Origin of the sequence: Paraburkholderia sp. BR14312 (assembly GCF_040948675.1) — a bacterium.
In the GTDB taxonomy this organism is placed as follows: Bacteria; Pseudomonadota; Gammaproteobacteria; order Burkholderiales; family Burkholderiaceae; genus Paraburkholderia; species Paraburkholderia nodosa_A.
In genome coordinates this window covers 619540-639932 of record NZ_JBFPKI010000001.1, presented here as the reverse complement: position 1 = coordinate 639932, position 20393 = coordinate 619540, and the positions used below count along the sequence as shown (strand labels likewise).

General features: G+C 64.5%; 22 protein-coding genes. 9 read left to right on the top strand and 13 right to left on the bottom strand.

What is annotated here, in order from left to right:
- Nucleotides 1–260: 260 nt before the first annotated feature.
- Genes AB3X98_RS02845 through AB3X98_RS02835 form a run of 3 tightly spaced genes read left to right on the top strand, consistent with a single transcriptional unit; the run spans nucleotide 261 to nucleotide 4475 of the window.
- Complete coding sequence (locus tag AB3X98_RS02845; protein ID WP_368605153.1) at nucleotides 261–1550, top strand: nitrate/nitrite transporter; 1290 nt, start codon at nucleotides 261–263, stop codon at nucleotides 1548–1550.
- Between the two features lie 13 nt (nucleotides 1551–1563).
- Complete coding sequence (locus AB3X98_RS02840) at nucleotides 1564–2781, top strand: mandelate racemase/muconate lactonizing enzyme family protein (protein WP_368605137.1); 1218 nt, start codon at nucleotides 1564–1566, stop codon at nucleotides 2779–2781.
- Nucleotides 2782–2798: 17 nt separating this feature from the next.
- Nucleotides 2799–4475 carry a GMC family oxidoreductase gene (locus AB3X98_RS02835; protein WP_368605136.1) on the top strand — a complete coding sequence of 559 codons (1677 nt, stop codon included), beginning with the start codon at nucleotides 2799–2801 and terminating at the stop codon, nucleotides 4473–4475.
- Here the strand turns inward: AB3X98_RS02835 and AB3X98_RS02830 are convergent.
- From AB3X98_RS02830 to AB3X98_RS02810, 5 genes are all read right to left on the bottom strand, one after another.
- Entirely contained in the window at nucleotides 4448–5326 is an 879-nt protein-coding gene (locus AB3X98_RS02830; protein ID WP_069267008.1) for a LysR substrate-binding domain-containing protein, read from the bottom strand. The genes AB3X98_RS02835 and AB3X98_RS02830 overlap by 28 nt on opposite strands.
- A 90-nt stretch (nucleotides 5327–5416) precedes the next feature.
- Entirely contained in the window at nucleotides 5417–6589 is a 1173-nt protein-coding gene (locus AB3X98_RS02825; RefSeq protein ID WP_069267007.1) for an MFS transporter, read from the bottom strand.
- A 10-nt stretch (nucleotides 6590–6599) separates the two neighbouring features.
- Nucleotides 6600–7424, bottom strand: coding sequence for a glycine betaine/L-proline ABC transporter ATP-binding protein (locus AB3X98_RS02820; RefSeq protein ID WP_051481489.1), 825 nt, complete (start codon nucleotides 7422–7424; stop codon nucleotides 6600–6602).
- Nucleotides 7425–7513: 89 nt separating this feature from the next.
- Nucleotides 7514–8479: an ABC transporter permease gene (locus tag AB3X98_RS02815; RefSeq protein WP_368605135.1), complete on the bottom strand. Its 966-nt coding sequence runs from the start codon at nucleotides 8477–8479 to the stop codon at nucleotides 7514–7516.
- A 60-nt stretch (nucleotides 8480–8539) separates the two neighbouring features.
- Nucleotides 8540–9577: an ABC transporter substrate-binding protein gene (locus AB3X98_RS02810; protein ID WP_368605134.1), complete on the bottom strand. Its 1038-nt coding sequence runs from the start codon at nucleotides 9575–9577 to the stop codon at nucleotides 8540–8542.
- A gap of 284 nt (nucleotides 9578–9861) precedes the next feature.
- Between AB3X98_RS02810 and fae the strand changes: the two genes are divergently transcribed.
- The 3 genes from fae to AB3X98_RS02795 are packed head-to-tail and all read left to right on the top strand — an operon-like array spanning nucleotide 9862 to nucleotide 12894.
- On the top strand, nucleotides 9862–10383 hold the full coding sequence (fae, locus tag AB3X98_RS02805) for a formaldehyde-activating enzyme (RefSeq protein ID WP_368605133.1): 522 nt from the start codon (nucleotides 9862–9864) through the stop codon (nucleotides 10381–10383).
- A 28-nt stretch (nucleotides 10384–10411) separates the two neighbouring features.
- Nucleotides 10412–11431, top strand: a complete 1020-nt coding sequence (locus AB3X98_RS02800) for an aldo/keto reductase (RefSeq protein ID WP_368605131.1) — start codon at nucleotides 10412–10414, stop codon at nucleotides 11429–11431.
- Nucleotides 11428–12894 carry an NAD-dependent succinate-semialdehyde dehydrogenase gene (locus tag AB3X98_RS02795; protein ID WP_368605130.1) on the top strand — a complete coding sequence of 489 codons (1467 nt, stop codon included), beginning with the start codon at nucleotides 11428–11430 and terminating at the stop codon, nucleotides 12892–12894. Before AB3X98_RS02800 ends, AB3X98_RS02795 begins: the two co-directional genes overlap by 4 nt.
- 106 nt (nucleotides 12895–13000) lie before the next feature.
- Here the strand turns inward: AB3X98_RS02795 and AB3X98_RS02790 are convergent, their stop codons facing one another.
- The 3 genes from AB3X98_RS02790 to AB3X98_RS02780 form a co-directional block, all read right to left on the bottom strand.
- Entirely contained in the window at nucleotides 13001–13465 is a 465-nt protein-coding gene (locus AB3X98_RS02790; RefSeq protein WP_368605129.1) for a GFA family protein, read from the bottom strand.
- A gap of 10 nt (nucleotides 13466–13475) precedes the next feature.
- Nucleotides 13476–14369: an alpha/beta fold hydrolase gene (locus tag AB3X98_RS02785; RefSeq protein WP_368605128.1), complete on the bottom strand. Its 894-nt coding sequence runs from the start codon at nucleotides 14367–14369 to the stop codon at nucleotides 13476–13478.
- A 79-nt stretch (nucleotides 14370–14448) separates the two neighbouring features.
- Entirely contained in the window at nucleotides 14449–15291 is an 843-nt protein-coding gene (locus AB3X98_RS02780; protein WP_368610207.1) for an EamA family transporter, read from the bottom strand.
- A gap of 108 nt (nucleotides 15292–15399) precedes the next feature.
- Here AB3X98_RS02780 and gcvA point away from each other — a divergent pair, with 108 nt between their 5' ends.
- Both gcvA and AB3X98_RS02770 read left to right on the top strand, forming a co-directional pair.
- On the top strand, nucleotides 15400–16332 hold the full coding sequence (gene gcvA / locus AB3X98_RS02775) for a transcriptional regulator GcvA (RefSeq protein ID WP_368605126.1): 933 nt from the start codon (nucleotides 15400–15402) through the stop codon (nucleotides 16330–16332).
- Between the two features lie 424 nt (nucleotides 16333–16756).
- Nucleotides 16757–17131 carry a BON domain-containing protein gene (locus AB3X98_RS02770; RefSeq protein WP_069266997.1) on the top strand — a complete coding sequence of 125 codons (375 nt, stop codon included), beginning with the start codon at nucleotides 16757–16759 and terminating at the stop codon, nucleotides 17129–17131.
- A gap of 120 nt (nucleotides 17132–17251) precedes the next feature.
- Here the strand turns inward: AB3X98_RS02770 and AB3X98_RS02765 are convergent, their stop codons facing one another.
- From AB3X98_RS02765 to AB3X98_RS02745, 5 genes are all read right to left on the bottom strand, one after another.
- Nucleotides 17252–17968 (bottom strand): MIP/aquaporin family protein, encoded by a 717-nt coding sequence (locus AB3X98_RS02765; RefSeq protein WP_069266996.1) that lies wholly within the window; start codon nucleotides 17966–17968, stop codon nucleotides 17252–17254.
- Nucleotides 17965–18459 (bottom strand): arsenate reductase ArsC, encoded by a 495-nt coding sequence (locus tag AB3X98_RS02760; RefSeq protein WP_368605125.1) that lies wholly within the window; start codon nucleotides 18457–18459, stop codon nucleotides 17965–17967. Before AB3X98_RS02760 ends, AB3X98_RS02765 begins: the two co-directional genes overlap by 4 nt.
- Before the next feature lie 29 nt (nucleotides 18460–18488).
- Nucleotides 18489–18971 (bottom strand): ArsI/CadI family heavy metal resistance metalloenzyme, encoded by a 483-nt coding sequence (locus AB3X98_RS02755; RefSeq protein WP_368605124.1) that lies wholly within the window; start codon nucleotides 18969–18971, stop codon nucleotides 18489–18491.
- Nucleotides 18968–19303, bottom strand: a complete 336-nt coding sequence (locus tag AB3X98_RS02750; RefSeq protein ID WP_069266993.1) for a helix-turn-helix transcriptional regulator — start codon at nucleotides 19301–19303, stop codon at nucleotides 18968–18970. The genes AB3X98_RS02755 and AB3X98_RS02750 overlap by 4 nt, the downstream gene beginning before the upstream one ends.
- A 210-nt stretch (nucleotides 19304–19513) precedes the next feature.
- Nucleotides 19514–19942, bottom strand: coding sequence for a hypothetical protein (locus AB3X98_RS02745; protein ID WP_342949413.1), 429 nt, complete (start codon nucleotides 19940–19942; stop codon nucleotides 19514–19516).
- Here AB3X98_RS02745 and AB3X98_RS02740 point away from each other — a divergent pair.
- Nucleotides 19941–20231: a hypothetical protein gene (locus AB3X98_RS02740; protein ID WP_069266991.1), complete on the top strand. Its 291-nt coding sequence runs from the start codon at nucleotides 19941–19943 to the stop codon at nucleotides 20229–20231. The genes AB3X98_RS02745 and AB3X98_RS02740 overlap by 2 nt on opposite strands.
- Nucleotides 20232–20393: the final 162 nt, after the last annotated feature.

Sequence of the window (20393 nt, the reverse complement as noted above, 5' to 3'; positions counted from 1 at the left end):
CTTGAACTGGGCGTCGCAGATAAAGAAAAGACGCCTCGCGCGGGCAACCGCCCGCGTGCCGGTCGACAGCCTTGCATGGGACCAGAGTAAGTGCTTTGCACCAACTCTGGTCGACAGCTTTGCATGGGACCAGAGTAAGTGCTTTGCATGGGACCGGAGTAAGGGCTAAAGCCCGAACTCCGGTCGACAGCTAAAGCGCCAACTCTGGTCGACAGGAGACAAACTTGCAGAAGTCCATCGGAAAGCCCAATGCGCCGGCGATGCCGCGCGCCGAAACCCCATCGCTCACGCCCGCCGCTGCGGGCTCCATGCAGCGCTACGTGCAGTTGCTGCTGCTCGTGCTCGCCGCGGGCGGTATCTATCCACTGCTGTATCTGCGTCAGGTCTACCAGACCACGATGCTCGATGTCCTGCATATCGACAACGCCCAACTCGGCTATCTCTACTCGGTGCTCGGCATCGTGTTCTTCGTGTCTTATCTGCCGAGCGGCTGGCTCGCCGACCGCGTCGCACCGCGCCTGTTGATCTGCTTTTCGCTTATCGGCACCGGGGCGCTGGGCCTCTGGTACTCCACAGCACCCTCGTTCCATGCGCTGCTCGTGATCTTCTGCCTTTGGGGCGTCACGACCGGCCTCACGTTCTGGGCGTCCGTGCTCAAACGCGTGCGCATGATCGCGGGGGCGAACGAACAAGGCCGCTTCTTCGGGCTGCTCGACGGCGGACGCGGGCTCGTCGAAGCGCTGCTCGCCACCGCCGCGCTCGCGCTCTTCGCCGCCGCAACCGGATCGGGACGCGGTGAAGCGGCGGGCCTGCGCCACGTGATCTATATGTATTCCTTCACGTGTATCGCACTCGGCGCGTTGATGAGCTTCTTCAAGGATCCCGCGCCCGCGCAGGCAGAGACCAAGTCGGTCGAAGTGAATGCAAACGGCTCGCTGTGGCGCGATCTCGCGACGCTCGCCGCGATTCCGCAGCTCTGGCTCATGGCCGCTGTGGTGTTCTGCGGTTATCAGATCTTCTGGGCGACGTACAGCTTCTCCGCGTATCTCCAACAGGGCGAGATGCATATGACCGTCGTGGCGGCCGGCATGGTCACCACCGCGAAGCTCTGGATGCGCCCCATCGGCGGCATTGGCGGCGGTTTTCTCGGCGACCGTCTTTCGAACCTGCGCGTGCTGATCTGGGCGCTGTTCCTGGCCGTCGCGGGCCTGATCGGTCTGATCCTGCTGCCCGCGCTGCGCAACATGGCGCTGCTCGGCGCGGTGGTGCTGTTCATCGGCCTCATGACGTACGCGATTCGCGGCCTCTACTGGACGCTGCTCGACTACTGCGCGATCCCCATGCGCATTACCGGCCTCGCCATCGGCCTCGTTTCGCTGGTCGGCTATTCGTCGGACATCTTCCTGCCGCTCGTGAACGGCTATATCACCGAGCACTACGCGGGCATGCTCGGCTACCAGATCTATTTCGCCTATGTCGCCGCGATTGGCACGCTCGGCGGTATCGCCGCGCTCGTGCTCAAGCGCATGACCCACTCCAAACCTGCCTGAAACAGCCTGAACCATGAAAGTCGTTGCAATTGAAACGAACGTCGTCGCGGTGCCTCCTCCGCACCTCGGCGGCATGTACTGGATCTTCGTTACGCTGAAAACCGATTGCGGCATCGAAGGCGTGGGCGAAATCTACGCGGCCACGTTCCATCCCGACGTGATGGTGAGCGCGATCGAAGACGTCTTCACACGCTATCTGCTGGACCACGATCCGCACCGCGTCGAGCGCCTGTTCCGCGAGACCTATTCGAGCGGCTTCACGCAGCGCGCGGACCTCACGATGATGGGCATCGTGAGCGGCCTCGAAATGGCATGCTGGGACATCATCGGGAAGGCGGCGGACAAGCCCGTGTATGAACTGCTCGGAGGCATGGTGAACGAGCGCCTTCGTTCGTACACCTACCTGTACCCGAAGAACGCGCAGGGCGAATACGACTACGACGATCCCGATCTCGCCGCCGAATGCGCGGCCGAGAACGTGAAGCGTGGCTTCACCGCGGTGAAGTTCGATCCGGCCGGTCCGTACACGGCTTACTCGGGGCATCAGCTTTCGCTCGACGTGCTCGACCGATGCGAATCGTTCTGCCGCAAGGTGCGAGAAGCGGTGGGAAGCAGGGCCGATCTGCTGTTCGGCACGCATGGACAGATGGTGCCTTCCTCGGCGATCCGGCTGGCGAAGCGGCTCGAGAAATACGACCCGCTGTGGTTCGAAGAGCCGGTGCCGCCGGGCCAGGAGGAGGCCATCGCCAATGTCGCGAAGCACACGTCGATTCCCATTGCCACGGGCGAGCGCCTCACCACCAAATACGAATTCCATAAGCTGCTGCAGGCGGGCGGTGCGTCGATCCTGCAACTGAACGTCGCGCGCGTGGGCGGCCTGCTCGAAGCAAAGAAAATCGCGACGCTCGCCGAAGTGCACTACGCGCAGATCGCGCCGCATCTCTACAACGGGCCCATTGGCGCGGCGGCAAGCATTCAGCTCGCGGCCTGCACGCCGAACTTCCTGATTCAGGAAAGCATCGGCACGTGGGACGGTTTCCACGCACGAGTGCTCAAGCAGCCGATTCAGTGGGAAGACGGCTACATCATCCCGTCGAAGGCACCGGGCCTTGGCGTCGAACTCGACATGGACGTCGTGCGCGAGCACTCGCCTTATACGGGCAAGCGTCTGCATCTGCAGATGGCGAGCCAGCCCGCCGACGTGCGCGATACCTCGCCCGCACGCGGCTGACCTGCCGGAGCACTCAGATGAACTACGACTACATCATCGCCGGCGCCGGTTCGGCGGGCTGCATTCTCGCGGAACGGCTCTCCGCTTCCGGGCGTCATTCGGTGCTGCTGCTCGAAGCGGGCGGACCCGACGATTCGTTCTGGTTCAAGATCCCGATCGGGTTCGCCAAGCTGTACTACAACAAGCAGTACAACTGGATGTATTACAGCGAGCCGGAGCCGGAGCTTGCCGGCCGGCAGATCTACGCGCCGCGCGGCAAGGTGCAGGGCGGCTCGGGCGCGATCAACGCCATGATCTACGTGCGCGGCGCCGCGCGCGACTACGACGACTGGGCCGCGGCGGGCAATGCGGGCTGGTCGTACCAGGAAGTGCTGCCGTACTTCCGCAAGCTCGAATCGCATCCGCTCGGCGACACGCCGTGGCACGGCGCGAACGGCCCCGTGCGCATCACGCCGATGAAGGAGGGCGCGCATCCGGTTTGCCGCACCTTTGTCGAAGGCTGCACGCAGCTCGGCTACGAGCGCAACGAGGACTTCAACGGCGCGCGGCTCGAAGGCGTGGGCATCTACGATGTGAACACGCGCGACGGCAAACGTGATTCGAGCAGCGTGGCCTACCTGCATCGCGCGGGGCAGCGCTCGAACCTGAAGATCGAGCATCATGCGCGCGCCACGCGTGTGCTGTTCGACGAGGCGCAAAAACGCGCCATCGGCGTGGAGATCGTGCAGCAGGGCGTGAAGCGCACGTTTCGTGCAAATCGCGAGGTCATCGTCGCGGCCGGCGCGGTCGATTCGCCCAAGCTGTTGCAGCTATCGGGCGTGGGCCCGCGCGAATTGCTCGCGAAGCACGGCATCGACGTGGTGCATGAACTGCCTGCGGTGGGCCAGAACCTGCAGGACCATCTGTGCGTGAGCTTTTACTATCGCTCGCGCGTGAAGACGCTCAACGATTCATTCAGCAGCTGGGTGGGCAAGCTGAAGTTCGGACTGCAATACGTGCTTCAGCGCAAGGGCCCGTTCTCGATGAGCGTAAACCAGTCGGGCGGCTTCTTCCGCACGAGCCAGGACGAGGCGCACCCGAACATGCAGGTGTACTTCAATCCGCTTTCGTACCGGATTCCCAAATCCAATCGGGCGCAGCTCACGCCGGAGCCGTACTCGGGCTTTCTCGTCTGCTTCAATCCTTGCCGGCCCACGAGCCGCGGCTCGGTGGAGATCGCTTCGGCGAACGTGGAAGACGCGCCGAAAATTCGCGGCAACTACCTCTCGACGCAGAAGGATCGCGACGAAGCGATTGCCGGCAGCCGCCTCGTGCGCAAGCTGATGACAGCGCGCGCACTGCAGGGCATCACCGAAGCCGAGGTGACGCCCGCCGGCGAAGTGACCGACGACGCGAGCATGCTCCAGTTCTTCCGCGAGCAAAGCGGCTCGATCTATCACCTGTGCGGCACCTGCGCGATGGGGCCGGACCCGCGCACGGCGGTGGTGGACGCGCGCCTGCGCGTGCATGGCATCGAGGGCCTGCGCGTGGTGGATGCGTCGATCTTCCCCAATATCACTTCGGGCAACACCAACGCGCCGACGATGATGGTCGCGGAAAAGGGCGCAGACCTGATTCTGGAAGACGCCGATCAGGCCATCGCCGCAAAGGCCATCGAGCAGGGCCGTCAGCGCATGGCCGCAACTTCGTCCTGAAGCCATTGCCGGAAAAGCCGGAGCGGCTTCGAAGCCTTCTGTTCGGGCCGCACCACGAACCAGTATGACTGGCGGCCGTCCACGTGGATGTCGCGCACGGGCGCGAGCAGACCCTGGGCCAGCTCGTGCTCGATCATGTGGCGGTCGGCCATCGTCACGCCGAGCCCTTCGATGGCCGCACGGATAGCATGGTCGAGCAGGTCGAATTCGTAGCCGCCCGAGGTGTCAACGTCCTCGATGCGCGCCGCGTCGAGCCAGTGCCGCCAGGTGAGATAGCGCTGGTTGTCGCCCGCGAGCACGTGCAGCAAAGTGTGCCGCGTGAGATCGATGGGCCCTTGCGCGAGCAGCGCGGGCGCGCACACCGCGATGTGCGATTCGTGCATCAGCAGCGAGCTGTCGAGGCCTTCCCATTCGCCATCGCCAAAGCGGATCGCGCAGTCCAGCGCCGTCGAATCGGCGAGACTGTCCTGCAGATGCGTGGTGAGGCTCAGTTCGAGTTCGGGATGGCGCGCCTGCAGACGCGTAAGGCGCGGCACGAGCCAGCGGCTCGCGAAGGTGGGCGGCGCGTTCACGCGCAGGCGGTTGAGGTCGCTCTTCTGCTGGATCGTGCGCACCGTCAGTTCGATGCGGTCGAACGACTGCTGGAGCGTGCGCAGCAGCGCACGCCCGGCTTCGGTCAGTTCGAGCCGGTGATGATGGCGCTCGAGCAGCGCCTCGCCAAGCTGCTCTTCGAGCTGGCGCACCTGGCGGCTCACCGCGCTCTGCGTCACGTTCAGCTGCTCGGCGGCGCGGGTGAAGCTGCCGCTCGTGCCTGCCGCCTCGAACGCCTTCAGGGCGTTCAGCGCCGGCATCTTTCGCTTCAAGGTCGTCTCCTCGCTCCGGGCGCCATGTCGAAACGACGCCTCCTGCAAACGACGCAGTATACCGGCCCGCGCCGCCATTCAGACGCCCCGCGCACGTGAGAGCGCAGCGAGCGAGAGCGTGACGACGAGCGCGAACACATAGAGCCCGCCCGCCCCCAACAGACGCATGAACAGCGAAGCGACGGTGGGACCGGCCGCGCCGCCGAGCGAGAACACGAGCAGCAGCGTCGCGCTCGTCTGCACGCGTCGCGCCTGATCGACACGGTCGTTCACGTCGGAGACGATCACGCCGTAGAGCGTGAAGGTAAGCGCGACATAGAGAAAGAGGATCGTATCGACGAGAACCGGTGCGCGCAGGATGGCGAGCGCCGCGGCCGCGCACGCGGAGACGAGCGAGATCAGGCCGAGCGTGGCGCTCCGCCCGAGGCGGTCCGAGAGCCTCCCCACGGGCCATTGCGAAAGCAGTGCGCCGATCAGCACGACACCCATGGCGCGCGAAATCCCGCTGGCCGGATAACCGATGCGCGCGAGATACACCGGCGTGAGCGCATAGAACGCGCTGGAAAGCAGCCCCGCGCCGATGCAGGCCGGCACGCTACGCGGCGCGACGCGGTGCAGTTCGCGCAGGCCGTCGAGCAGCAGCGTGGGGCGCTTCGGCGTGGCGAGCGCGGAAGGCGGCGCCGTGGCCGCAGGCGCGGGCGGTCCGGCTCCCGCCGATTGCCACTCGCCGATCAACGCCACCGGGATGAGCGCGGTCACGAACAAGCCGTTCACGAGCGCATGCTCGAAGATGCCGCCGGGCGCGCCCACGCCCAGCAGGAACTGCCCGGCGCTGACGCCGAGATAGGTGAGCACGAGATAAAACGCGAACGCACGCCCGCGCCGCTCGTTCGGCACCGCGCCGTTCACGCCGCTTTCGATCGAGGTGAACACGCCGACCATGCTGAAGCCGGTGATGAGCCGCAGCACGGCCCAGATGTCAGGGGAATCGAACGAGAGATAGCCGAGCGCCGCGAGCGCGGCGAGCGCGCCAAAGCCGATGAAGGCGCGCTGTGGCCCGATGCGCCCGACGATCGGGCCGAGCCCCAGCGCGCCGACGATAAAGCCGACGTAATAGCACGATTGCACGAGGCCGACGTCGAGTGCGGTGCGCTCACCTTGCAGCATGCGCAGCGAGATCAGCGTCGTGAGGAGGCTGTTCCCGCAAACGAGGATCGTATAGCCGCCCAGCAGGCCGATGAGCGCCCGCATGTACGGCGGCTTAGTGCGTCGTCCCGGCGCGGCGCTCGACGAAGCGCCGCACGTAGTCGTCGGCGGGGCGGTGCAGGATGTCGTCGGGCGTGCCGCACTGGATGAGCCGGCCGTCGCGCAGAATCGCGATCTGGTTGCCGATGCGCAGCGCCTCGTCGAGGTCGTGCGTGATGAACACGATGGTCTTCTTGAGCGTGGCCTGGAGTTCGAGCAGCTGGTCCTGCATTTCGGTGCGGATGAGCGGATCGAGCGCGGAGAACGCTTCGTCCATCAGCAGCACGTCGGTGTTCGCGGCCAGCGCGCGAGCGAGGCCCACGCGCTGGCGCATGCCGCCCGAAAGCTCGTCGGGATAGTGGTCCGCATAACCCGCGAGGCCCACCTTGCCGAGCCATTCGCGCGCACTCGCGTGCGCCGCCGCTTTCTTTTCGCCGCGCGTGGCCAGCGCATAGGCGGCATTGTTGAGTACCGTCTGGTGAGGCAGGAGTCCGAAGCTCTGGAACACCATGCTCACGCCGTAGCGGCGCAGATCGCGCAGCCCGTTGTCGGAGAGCTTGAGCACGTCCTTGCCGTCGATGAGGATCTCGCCCACGGTCGGCTCGATGAGCCGGTTGAAGTGGCGTACCAGCGTGGATTTGCCCGAGCCCGACAGACCCATGATCACGAAGATCTGGCCCGAGCCGATCGACAGGCTCACGTCGTTCAGGCCTACGTTGCAGCGGGTCTTCTCGAGGACCTCGGCCTTGCCGGCGCCGCCACGCAGCAGTTCGAGCGCGCGCTGGCTGCTTTCGCGCGTGCCGAAGATCTTGTAGACGTTCTTGACTTCGATGCCGCTCATGATCGTTACCTCATTGCATGCTCATTGCGTATGCTGGATGCGCCGGCCGGGTCTCCGCCATTGTGCCGGCGCTTTTGCCTTCGCGTTCGTTACTTGGCCGGCTGGCTCGTCAGGTCGCTGCCGTTGGCCGCGTCGGCGCTTGTGCTTTCCTGTTCGCGAACGCGGCGAAACGGAATGCGCGAGGGCTGCTTCGATTTGCGCGCGAGACCGCGTGTGCGCCGGCCCTGGCCGTAGCCCTGGCTGATGCGGTCGATCACGATCGCGAGAATCACGATGGCGACGCCCGCTTGCGTGCCCTTGCCCACGTCGAGCGTCTGGATGCCCGCGAGCACGTCTTCGCCAAGACCGCGCGAGCCGATCATCGAGGCGATCACGACCATCGAAAGCGCCATCATCGTGGTCTGGTTGATACCGGCCATGATGCTCGGCCGCGCGAGCGGCAACTGCACGCCAAACAGCAGTTGCATGCGCGTGGTGCCGAACGCGCGCGCGGCTTCGACGATTTCCGCATCCACGTGGCGGATGCCGAGATCGGTCAGACGGATGAGCGGCGGCAGCGCATAGACGACCGTGGCGAGAATCGCGGGCACCTTGCCGAGGCCGAACAGCATGAGCACCGGAATCAGGTACACGAAGCTCGGCAGCGTCTGCATGACGTCGAGCACCGGCAGCAGCACGCGGCGCAGCCCGCTGCTCGAAGCCGCGAGGATGCCGAGCGGTACGCCGAGCACGACCGAAATGAGCGTGGCGACGACCATCAGCGCGAAGGTCTGCATGAGCTTGTCCCACAGCCCGAAGCAGCCGATCAGCCAGAGCAGCACGACGAACAGCAGCGCCACGCCGACGCGCCGCGAGGCATGCCAGCCGAGCAGGCCCACGGCGGCGAGCACGACGACGGGAGGCGTGGCGCGCAGCAGGCTTTCGAGCGGCACGAGCAGGTCGCGCAGCATGAGCACGCTGAAGTTGTGGAACGCGTCGCCGTAGCGCTGCACGAACGCGGCGACCTGATCGTTGACCCAGTCGGCGATCGAGAGGTGAAGAAAGGGAGATCCCATGGTGAGCCTCATTCTGCGTGTGTCATGTGATGCGTGCCGTCGTGCGGCCAGTGTCGTTGCTTACGTGCGCAGGCCGGCCTGTACGCGCGCCGCGACTTCCGGCGTGACCCATTGCTTCCAGATTTCCGGATGCTGCTCGAAGAACGTGCGCGCGACCGTGGAGGCGTCGAGCTTCTTGTCGTGCATCTGCTGGACCAGTTGTTCGTCGAGCGCGAGCGGCAGGCTCACCTTGCCGAAGAACGCGACGGCGTCCGGCTCGGCGTCGTAGAACGGCGTGGAGACCGCGACCTTCAGATGCGAGACCTTGAACGCGGAGGCGCACGGCGCGCCCTTCGGATCGGCGATGGTGTCCCAGCAGGCGTCGGAGTACGGCGCGCCCTCGAGTTGCACGAAGTGGTACTTCGCCATCAGGCCGGCGGGCTGCCAGTAGTAGAACAGAATGGGTTTGCCGCGCTCGTAGGCCGACGCGATCGCCGCGTCGAGCGCGCCGCCGGTGCCGGGGCGGAAGTTCGTGTAGTCGTCGCCGAGCTTGTAGGCGGTGAGCAGGCGGTTGTTGAAGCGCTCGCAATCCCAGCCCGCGGGGCAGTTGTAGAAGCGGCCCTTGCCGGGTTCTTCGTCGTCCGTGAAGAGGGATTTGTACTGCGGCAGTTGCGCGACGGAGCGCAGTTGCGGCGCCATGGGCTTGATGCCGCGCCTGGCGTCGCCGTTGATCACATAGTCGGGGACGTACCAGCCTTCCTTGTCGCCGCCGGGAATCAGTTCGCCCACGAGCTTCACGCTGCCGTCCTTCAAGCCGCGCGCGACGATGGGGCTGCGGCCCGTCCAGTGCTCGGCCCACACCTGCAGGTCGTTCTTCGTGAGCGCCGTTTCGGTGGCGGCCGTGGCGCCGGGCACGACTTCGGTCTTGCAGCCGTAACCCTTCTCCAGCACCGTGCGCACCATTTCGGTCATCAGCGCGCCGCTTTCCCAGGTGATTTGCGCGAGCTTCACGGTTTTGCCCGCCTGGCACCAGCCGGGGGCTGCAAAGCTGCTCGTGGCCGCGCAGGTCAGCGCGAGGGCGGCGGCAATACGCACGCCTGCCAGCGTGATACGTCTCATGTCGTCTCCAGTGATTGGAATTGTATGCGCGGGCCAGCGTGGGCCGCCGCTTTTCGAATCAGTCCGACCAGAGTCTAGCCGTGGCATTTCGGGTTGCGAAGCAACGAATAGTCATCGATGCATTACCTGACCTCATGCCACTTTCATCACGCGAATCATGCAGGCGAGAGCGATGACTGCGCGTCATGCCCCCATGAGATTTCATAGCTTTTGGGCGCTTGCGGCGTGTGCTGGAATGCGTCTGGCCAAATTCGAACTCATGTACACAGGAGACGGAGTCAAACATGAAAGACCTGCAAGTCTATATCGGCGAAGGTTTCGCTGGACCAGGCGTAAACGCTGCCCACATCAACATCATGATCGGCCCGCGCAATGGCCCCGTGGGGCAGGCGTTTACGAACAGCCTGTCGTCGCCTTCGCAAGGGCACGTGCCGTTCATGGTGGTGGCGCAGCCCAACGTGCCGGTCAAGCCCGCCACGCTCTACGTGAACAAGGCCGACATTCGCGGCGACCTGCACGGCAACGCCACGTGGGGCGCCTCGCAGGCGGCCATCGCGAAGGCGGTGACGGAAGCGATGCTCGACGGCACGCTGCCGCCGCAAGCGGAGAACGAGTGGTGCATCGTCACGGCGAACTGGGTGAACTGGTCGTGCGACGACCTCGACGCCGTGTACGAGAACAATTACGTGGCCTGCAAGACGGCCATTCGCGCCGCGATGAACGGGCTGCCGTTGCTGGACGACATTGCGAAGATCAAGGATCAGATCAGCAATCCGTTCTACACGCCGAAGGCCAGGGCGGCTTGAGCCGCACCAATCGTTACAGGTGACTACGATGCAATACGTGCAACTTGGCCGCTCCGGCCTGAAGGTGTCGCGCCTGTGCCTCGGCACGATGAACATGGGCACGCCGGAATGGAAGCCCTGGATCTACAACGAAGAGCAGAGCGAGCCCATCGTGCGCCGCGCGCTCGAAGCGGGCGTGAACTTCATCGACCTCGCGGACTTCTATTCGACCGGCGTGGGCGAAGAAGTGGTGGGGCGCATCGTGCGGCGGCTTGCGAAGCGCGACGAACTCGTGCTCACGACCAAGGTCGGGTATCCGATCGGCAGTGGCGCGAATAACCAGGGCCACTCGCGCAAGCACATCATGGAAGCCATCGACGGCTCGCTGCGCCGGCTGCAAACCGATTACGTCGATGTCTACATGCTGCACTACTTCGACGTGAATACGCCGGTCGAAGAAACCATGGATGCGTTGAACGACATCGTTCGCGCAGGCAAGGCGCGCTATATCGGCGTGTCGACGATGTTCACCTGGCAGTTCGCCAAGATTCTGCAGGCGTGCGAGCGCTATCACTTCGCACGACCGATCAATATGCAGCTGCAGCTGAACTGCGCGTATCGCGAGGAAGAGCGCGAGATGATTCCGTTCTGCCAGGATCAGGGCGTGGGCGTGTCGGTGTTCAGTCCGCTCGCACGAGGCCTCCTTTCCGGCGACGCGAAGTCCGTGCGCAACCAGACCGACTTCTTCACCGTGCAGATGTACGACGACGAGGCCTCGCGCGATATCGCGCGTTCGGTGGCCGAAGTCGCGGCGGCGCGCGGCGTGTCGTGCGCGCAGATCGCGCAGGCCTGGGTGCTGGGGCGTGCGGGCATCTCGTCGATGCTCGTGGGCGCGGACACCGTCGCGCAGTTCGAAAGCGCACTCGCGGCGCTCGACACGCAACTCACCGCCGACGAGCTTTACGAACTCGATCGCAACTACACGCCGTGCGACGTGATCAACGATTACGTGAGCGCACGCATTCCGCGCGTGCCGCGCGCGGCGCGACGCCTGGAGATCGCAGCATGACGAGCTTGACGATTGACGGACTGAAAGAAGCGCGCCTGTGGCGCACCTCGAGCTTCATCGACGGCGAATGGGTGGCGAGCGAAGCGACCTACCCGATCATCGACCCGGCCACCGGCGCGCCGCTCGCGCAAGTGGCCCGCGCCGGTGCGCGCGAAGCGCTGCAGGCCGTGGCGGCGGCCTCGCACGCGTTCCCTGCGTGGCGCGACGCCACGGCGGCGGAGCGCGGCGCGAAGGTGCGCCGCTGGGGCGAGCTGATGCACCTGCATCGCGAAGACCTCGCGCGCATCATGACGGCCGAGCAGGGCAAGCCGTACGCAGAATCGCTGGGCGAAGTGGCGTACGCGGCGAGCTTTCTCACGTGGTTCGCGGAGGAAGCGCGACGCGCCTATGGCGACGTGATTCCCGCGCCGAAGAAGGGCGCGCGCATTGTCGTGACGAAGGAACCCGTGGGCGTGGTCGGTGCGATCACGCCGTGGAATTTCCCGCTCGCCATGGTGACGCGCAAGGCCGGCCCGGCGCTCGCGGCAGGTTGCACGATGGTGCTCAAGCCTTCGGAAGAGACGCCGCTTTCGGCGCTCGCGCTCGCCGAGCTGGCGGTCGAGGCGGGCATTCCGCGCGGCGTGTTCAACGTCGTTTCGGGCGATGCCCCGGCGATCGGCGATACGCTGATGGCCTCGAAGGCCGTGCGCAAGATCTCGTTCACGGGTTCGACGCGCGTGGGCAAGCTGCTCATGCGCGCTGCCGCCGATACGGTGAAGAAGGTGTCGCTCGAACTGGGCGGCAACGCGCCCTTCATCGTGTTCGACGACGCCGATCTCGATGCCGCCGTGGAAGGCGCGATCGCCTCGAAATTCCGCAACACGGGGCAGACCTGCGTGTGCGTGAACCGCTTCTACGTGCAGGCCGGCGTACACGACGCGTTTGTCGAGAAGCTGGTTGCGGCGGTGCGCGCGTTGCGCGTGTCGGGCGGCATGGAGCCGGGCGCCACGCAAGGGCCGCTCATCAACGGCGCGGCGTTGCGCAAGGTCGAGGCGCACGTGAGCGATGCGCTCGAGAAGGGCGGCGCCATTGCGTGCGGCGGCCACCCGCATGCGCGGGGCGGCACGTTTTACGAGCCCACGGTCATCACGGGCGCGCACGGCGGCATGATGCTCGCGCACGAAGAGACGTTCGGCCCCGTTGCCGCGGTGTTCCGCTTCGAGACCGAGGAAGAAGCGATCCAGGCGGCGAACGATACCGACTTCGGCCTGTCCGCCTACTTCTACGCGCGCGACATTGGCCGCGTGTGGCGCGTGGCGGGCGCGCTGGAAAGCGGCATGGTCGGCATCAACGAGGGCATCATCTCGACGGAAGTCGCGCCTTTTGGTGGCGTGAAGGAGTCGGGGCTCGGGCGCGAAGGCTCGAAGTACGGGCTCGACGAGTACCTCGAAACGAAGTACCTGATGATGGGCGGGCTCGGCTGATTTTCCTTGCTGTTGCTACGCTTGCCAGCTTCTGGCGAAAGCCGCCGCGCGAAAGTGCGGCGGTTTTTTTGAGCCTTCACTTCGATATGCGAGTGGCGCTGAGACCTCAGTTGGCTGCGATGAAACGCAGCATGCCCGCCAGACGCGCCTGCCCGCCGGTGTCGTTCGGATGATTCACGCCGTCCATGACAGGGACCTCGGCGAAATCGAACGGGCTGACGCCGTCGAGGCAAGCCACGTTCACGCCATACAGGTTCGGATTCGAGCGCCGTTGAAGATGGGTGGCGATTCCGCAACGAGAACAGAAGAAGTGCCGCGCCGCTCCGGTGTTGAAGCGGTAGTCCGTTAGCATCTCCTCGCCCTGCAGGAATTCGATCCCACCCGTTTCGGCCGCGACGATGACCGCGCCTCGCATACGGCAGTAGGAGCAGTTGCAGCGGCGGATCGAGTTGAAGCCGTCGCTTAGCGTCGCCACGAAACGCACTGCGCCGCAATGGCACTGGCCTGCCCGTTGGTTCGTATCGCCAACCATGTCTTTAGCTTCTCCTCTCGAATAAAGCGTGTTGTGCAAGGACGCGGCGTCAACCTGCCCACGCGTTGACGTCGAGCACCGCTTTGGCGAACACTTCTGGCGCCTCCTGCGGAAGGTTATGACCTGCATTCGGCACGATGCGGTTTTCATGGCGCCCGCTGAAGCGCTTCGAGCTTGTCTCTCGTGCGCCGGGCGGCTGGACGCCGTCTGCGTCGCCGTCGAGCGTGATCGTCGGCACGGTGATCGGCGGCGTGGCGGCGAGGCGGCGCTCGATGTCGTCGAAGCGGGGATCGCCTTCGACCAGTCCGAAACGGTGACGGTAAGAATGGACCACCACGTCGACGAAATCGGGATTGTCGAACGACGCTGCCGTGCGCGCGTAGAGGCCGTCGTCGAAGTGCCAGGTCGGCGACCAGAGTGACCACAGGAGACGGCAGAATTCGCGCCGTTTTTCAGTCAGCCCAGTGCGGCCGCGCTCGCCGTGCAGGTAGTACTGGTACCACATGCGGTGTTCCTTTTCGGGGTCGGCTGGCTGTGCGGCAGCGGCGATATCCTGGATGTTGTAGCCGTTGACGGAAACCAGACCCCGCGCCCTCGACGGGTAGAGCGCCGCCACGATGCATGCCGCGCGGCCGCCCCAGTCGTATCCACCGAGGATGGCGCGCTCGATCTGCAGGGCATCGAGCAGCGCCAGCAGGTCAGCGCCAAGCGCTGCCTGCTGGCCCGAGCGCAGTGTCGTGGGCGAAAGGAAGCGCGTTGGGCCGTATCCCCGCAGGTAGGGGACGATGACGCGGGCGCCCTCGGATACGAGGCGTGGCGTCACTTCGTCGTATGCGCGGATGTCATAGGGAAAGCCGTGCAGCAGCACGACCGGCCATCCATTCGCGTCGCCCTGTTCGTCATAGGCGATGTCGAGCAGGTCGGTTTCGATATGGTCAAGCATGGGGCGCTCCTTCGAACTCAAGTTGCGTGCTCAGTTGCGTGATGCAGCACGGGTAGCAAACAGTGTGCGTGAAATCATCTCAGAGCCCGAGACAAACCGCACCGGCCGCGACGACCACGCAGGCGAGCCAGCGCGATCCGCTCACCGCCTCCCGCAAAAACATCCGCCCGATCAGCACCGCGAACACCACGCTCGTCTCGCGCAACGCCGATATTGCGCCCATCGCGCCCGCCTGCAGCGCCCAGATCACGATGCCATACGCCCCGATCGACACGAGGCCGCCGGCCAGCGACGAGGCGATCGACAGCGGCTCGGCGCGTACCGGTGTCCATAGCGCCGGGGGCCCGCGGCGCGCAACGAACAGCGCCGGCATCGTCCAATAGGACAGGAACATCCATGCGGTGTAGCTGAGCGGCTGGCCGTCGGACAGGCGCACGCCGATGCCGTCGATCACGGTATAGAGCGCGATCGTTGCACCGGTCGTCAGCGCGGCGAGTGCGCCCGCGCGCGACACGTGACGCCCCTGCAGCGCGATCGCGATGATGCCTCCCGAAATCATCACGATCCCGAGACCGTGCAACGGGCCGATCGCTTCATGCGCGAACAGTGCCGCCCCGAGCGTGACGAGCAGCGGCGACGAGCCTCGTGCGATCGGGTACGCGAGCGCCAGGTCGTTGCGGCGATACGAGCGCACGAGACTCACGTTGTAGAAGACATGCACGAGCCCCGACGCGGCGATGTAGGGCCACGAAGCGCGGGCCGGCGAGGGTACGGACAGGATGACGAGCGTGGCGACCAGCCCGATGGCGATGCTCATCCACGCCATGGAGAAAAACCGGTCGCGGTTGCCGTGGAGCATCGCGTTCCAGCTCGCGTGGAGCAGCGCGGCGAACAGCACGATACCGCCGGTATAACTGAGCATGAGGGTGCGGGCAGGGATGCATGAATGGTCTAGCAAGAAGGATATCTATCTTGTGACGGGCTAACAAACCAGATAAATTGGGTGCTTACGTTAGATAAACTCTCGCGAATGAAACCGGTGTTGCCCCCACTCAACGCCCTGCGAGCCTTCGAGGCCGCAGGCCGGCTCGGCAGCTTCAAGGACGCCGCCGCGGAACTGCACGTGACGCCCGGTGCAGTGAGCCAGCACGTGCGCTTGCTGGAGGAGTGGCTTGGCGCGTCGCTGTTCGAGCGGCACAACCGCCGCGTGGAACTGACGCCGGCGGCGAAGCACTATCTGGCGGAAATCGGCCCGTTGTTCGAACAGCTCTCGGCGGCAACCGCGCGATACGGCACGCCGCAAACGGTCTCCCGAACCCTGTCCGTGAATGCGCCCGCGACATTCACGCTGCGCTGGCTGGTGCCGAGGCTGGCGAAATTCCGCGCCGGCCATCCCGACATCGACGTCAAGGTGGAGACGTCGAACGAGCCGCTGGAGAGTCTGAAGGACGACTATGACCTCGTCATCCGGGGTGGCCCGGACACCTTCTACGGCTATTCGATGCAACCGTTCTTGTCCGAGGAGCGGCTTCCGGTCTGTAGTCCTACGCTTTTGAAGCGCGTACCGCTGCGCTCGCCTGGCGACTTGCGAGAGCACACGTTGCTGCACACGTCGAGTCTTCCGCGGCTCTGGCCCGACTGGCTGGCGAGCGTGCAGATGCCCGACCTGAGGCCGGCCGCCGCTTTGACCTTCGACCACTTCTTTCTGACCTTGCAGGCTGCCATCGACGGAATCGGCATCGCGATGGGGCCCACCGCGCTGGTCGCCGACGACCTCGCCGCTGGCCGGCTCGTCGCACCGTTCGCTGGCCCACGTCTGCCATCGCGCAGCTATTGCACTTACGTGGCGGACGAGAAGTCCGGCGATGAACGGGTCGCGTTGTTCCGTTCATGGCTCGAACGCGAGGCAATAGTGAAATCCGATGCGTCGCGCAGTGCAAGAGGAAGCCGGTCATCGCGCTGATCCAACGGCAAAACCGGCGTCGTAATAATGCGACGCCTGGCAGAATTTTGCCGCCCACGCGCGACCGTTTGCGCGCGCCATTTCGCTCCCAACGCGAAAATAGCGCATCGAAGCCGTTCGATCGTTGACGGATGCAATTAAGGGAGCGGGCGATGTGGCCACAAGCCCGTGGTCACGAACGGTGTGCCTACTCCATGACGGGACCGATATCAAGCTAATGATTCGGCCGCTTTTTCTCCGACCTGTGCCGTTCCTTTCATTCTTATAATTTGCGGCGCGCTCGCGCGAATGGATGCGATGTCGTCGAAAAATGCGGCATCGCGTCTAGCGCCGTTTCTGGCGCGCGAATGCTTAGTCGTGGATGGTGTAGTGCACCGGCCCGTTCGTGGGCCGACAACAAGACTGTGACAACAGGAGAAATTCCATGAAGGCTATTCAGGTATTCAAGCTGGCCGCGGCGACGGCTCTCGTGGCCGCGTCTTTGCACGCCTATGCGCAGGGCGACGCAGCTAGCGGCGCGACTGCCGCAGCCGAGCAACAGGCAACCCCGTCGAAGGCGCAATCGAAGCAGGCCAAGGCCGCTAATCGCGCGCTCAGCCGTAAGGTCCGCACCGCTCTCGCCAAGGACAAGAAGATCGATGTTGCCAACATCACCGTGCGCGCGCGTGACGGCGCCATCGTCCTGCAGGGCTCGGTGCCGGAGCAGTCGCAGATCGAACACGCCACCGAAGTCGCCACGGGCGTGCAAGGCGTCACGTCGGTCAAGAACGCGCTGACGATCCGTCCGAACGAGTCCTGATCATCCCCTCACTATGGCCTTGCGCCCGGCCGGGCGCATACGCTAAAGCCCGGAGACAGGTCTCCGGGATCCTCCTGCGGGCTTTGTCTCGCGAAGCTGCAGCTGAGCCGCATGCGCGCATCAGCGAGCGTCGCCGTGTTCGCCGGACGACTCAACCAGGTTCGGGTGACCAACGCGTAGCTTGCGCGGTTCGAAGGCTGTATGCAGCGCGAGGCCAGTCGCCGCGCCAATCAGTTGGGCAATGACGAAGGCGGGTACGCTGGAAGGCGCAATGCCTGCAAAAGTGTCGCTGAACATGCGTCCGAACGCTGCGGCCGGATTCGCAAACGATGTCGATGCCGTGAACCAGTATGCGGCGCCAATGTACGCCGCCACCATGATCGCGGCGCGTTCGCCCGGCGCGCGCAGGATCACGAGGATCAAACCTGCAGTCGCCACGGCTTCGGCAATCCATTGTCCGGTGCCTGCGCGCACCTTGCTCGATAGCTCGACGATGGGCAGGTCGAACATGGCGTGCGCGAGCCATGCACCCAGCAGCGCGCCGACGAGTTGCGCAGCGATGTACGGCAGCAATTCCTGAGCATGCAGTTCGCCGCGCAGCACCATGACAGCGCTGACGGCGGGATTGAAATGCGCCCCGCTCAAGGGCCCAAACACCTCGATCAGCACATACAGTCCGGCCACGGTTGCCAGCGTGTTGGCGAGCAGCGCGATCGCCGCGTTGCCGCCCGCAAGCCGTTGCGCCATGATGCCGGAGCCAATGACGACGGCGAGCAGCAAGGCCGTGCCGATCAACTCGGCAAGGACCTTGCGCTTGAGACTCGTGACTGCGGTCATGATCCGGAGATTGCAGTGAGCGCCTGCTGAAGCTCCTCGTCGCTCATCGATTCGAGCGGCAGCGCAAGGAGTTGCAGCATGCGATAACCGATCGCCTGGCGAGTGAGTTCGAACGCCACGCGCTTGCCTTCATCGCCACCGGGTGCGAGAGACGGATCCGGGTAGCCCCAGTGAACCTTGACGGGACTGCCAGGCCAATACGGACACGTCTCGGCGGCGGCACTGTCGCAGACGGTGATGACGATGCGCATGACCGGCGCATGGCTGCCGGCGAACTCGTCCCAGCTTTTGCTGCGGTAGCCGCTCACGTCGATGCCCGCGCGCTCTAGCGACTCGACGGCGAAAGGATTCAGGCGTCCGCCCGGCGCGCTGCCCGCGCTGAACGCGCGCACGTCCTTGCCGGCCTTCGAAGCGAGGTGATTCAACATGGCTTCGCCCAGCACGCTGCGAGCGGAGTTGTGCGTGCACAGGATCAATACGTTGGTCGTCATGGCTTTCCCGCTCGATCGTGCGCAGCTGCTCAGCAGCACGCCGAAGAACTGGCCGGATTGCCAGCCGGCCTGTCCGCCGACGGCGCGCAGCACGCAGCCACTTCGCGGGCGGGTGCACCGGTCGGCGTATTGCGCGACTCCCCGAACACGGGAATTTCATTGAGCGTGTGATACGACTCCCACGCGATGCCCTGCGGATCGACGCTCCAGTACTTGTTCGACTTCACGTAGCAGCACGCGGTATCCAGCTGCGTATCCACCGGCAATGCCGCGCTTTCCAGCCGCGCGTGCATTTCGGCCAGCTCGGCTTCGTTCTCGACCTGCACACCGAGGTGATCCAGGCCCGGTGCGGCGCCGCGCTGCGAGATCGCGAAATTGACGCGCGGGTCCTCGAGCATCCACTTCGCGTAGTCGCACTTTACGACGGTCGGTTCAGCGGCAAACAGCGCCGAGTAGAAACGGATGCTCGATGCGAGATCCGCAACGGCGACATGAATGTGAAAGCGCTTCATGACTGCTTCTCCGTGGAGGGTGAGCACATTGATGTCGGCGAACAGGGATTGCCGCCGCAACAGTTCTCGGTGAGGTAGGCCAGCAGGCCGTTCATCGTCGCGAAGTTCGCGCAGTAGAAAACGAACCGGCCTTCCTGGCGGCTCGTGACGAGTTGCGCGTGAGACAGCTCCTTCAAATGGAAGGAGAGCGACGACGGGGGCACGTCGAGCAGGGTAGCGATCTGGCCTGCGGGCAAGCCTTCGGGGCCTGCCTGAACGAGGGCGCGAAAGATCGCGAGCCTGGACTCGTGCGCGAGAGCCGCCAGTGCGGCGATGGTCTGGTTCGTTTCCATGTTTCGATAATAGTCGAAATATCGAAGAATTGGCAAGGAGATCGCTCGCACGACGTGAAAATTTTGGCCTCGGTGGCCTCGGTGGCCTCGGTGGCCTCGGTGGCCTCGCTCGCGCTTCGTACGGTTTTTGCCGGCACGCTGCGGGCTGCATGCCAGCGCGGAAATGAATGATGACCTCGATGCGCATGCAACGAAAATCGCGCAGACCGATTATGTGTGCCGCAATGAACGCGACCGATATTCCGCAATATGGATGCGAAATGTAGTCTCGCAAATGCGCTGTAAATCGTTGAGGTGGATTTCAATCAGGGCGCCAAAAAAGGCTTCTCGCAAATGCCACGTCAAATCGCCGAACCGCATATCGAACCGCGCCGCGCCCGGATTACAGGCCGATAAATCCATTACGCCATTACGGGTAATTGCCAAAAAACGAAATAAATCGTTGCGCACAATGCGCTTAATTATCCGCGATTGCTTTCCTAAACTTGACATCAACTGGTAGTGGTTTGCTTTACGTACACCACTGCGAACAGTTACGCGATTTGATCGTCGTGAGCCGCATATAACGACCGCCCAATGAGAAATATCGCGGGTCGTTTGTGCCGGAATTCCAGTCCAATCAAAGGAGGAGCAAGTCATGAGCAAGACAACCAGCACATTGATCGCGGCCGTTGCCGCGCTCACGCTGTCCGCCGGTGCGTATGCACAGAGCAACAACACACTGGCAACCCCAGGCGTTACGTCGCCGGCTGCCGCAGCCAATACCAATGCAACGAGCGGCTACGGCACGCCTGGCGCCACCGGCTCGGACAGCGGCATGAGCGCTGCGTCGCCGAATAGCATGGACAACAGCGCGGCGCCGGCCCCCGGCGGCCCTGACAACAACTCGCTGGCGAGGCCGAGCGTAAGGTCGCCGGCAGCGAAATAACAGCAGCCTGTGACCATAAGCAAGACCGCTGCCCTCACGGACAGCGGTCTTTTCTTTTGCCCTGACTCCGTTGGAACAGGCCGCCGCCGCGCGAGTCTCGTCGTTCGACGCTCAAGTCTGTCCCCAGGCTGCCGTAATAGCAGGCTTCGGAATATTCTCGAT